We start from the raw sequence: 507 nt of genomic DNA, 5'->3' as shown, positions 1-507 counted from the left end.
AGAGAGTAAGTTTTCGCCTTGTTGGACGAACTTGGAAATGTCGAATTCCGCTGTGAGTCGGCTGCCTTTGCTAAAGCCGACGTACTCGCCGTTTACGTACACTTCAAAGTAGGTTTCCACGCCGTCGAACTTGATGATGGTTTGTTGGTTATCCCACTGTGGACCAAGTGTAAATGTGCGTTGATAAGCGCCCGTTGGGTTGTCGGTTGGTACAAACGGGACGTCGATCGGGAATGGGAAGCCTTCATCGGTGTATTGCAGATCGCCGTGGCCTTCCATTTGCCACATGTTTGGGACGGTAATGTGTCCCCAGTCGTTCATTGTTTGTGAGTAAAACTCATCAGGTACCAACATTGGGTTGGTGAAATAACGGAATGTCCATTGGCCGCTGAGCAACATAAAGCGGCGACTCAGTTCACGTTGAAAGGTTTGTGCGCTCTGAACAGAGTCGTAGGAGAAAAAGTACGCACGCGGTGCCATACGATTCTCGTGTAAGTGTTGGAAGTT

The 507-nt window shown here is 49.3% G+C and carries 1 protein-coding gene; it reads right to left on the bottom strand.

Annotation, left to right across the window (positions count from 1 at the left end):
* Positions 1-507, bottom strand: a 507-nt coding sequence (locus R8O10_RS27740) for a sugar-binding domain-containing protein (RefSeq protein WP_412035187.1), incomplete at both ends; no start/stop codon positions are given.

The sequence above is a fragment of the Vibrio sp. 1727 genome, assembly GCF_033344415.1.
GTDB lineage: Bacteria > Pseudomonadota > Gammaproteobacteria > Enterobacterales > Vibrionaceae > Vibrio > Vibrio alginolyticus.
Note: the sequence above shows the minus strand (reverse complement) of the source record. Positions and strands in the feature narration are given on the sequence as shown.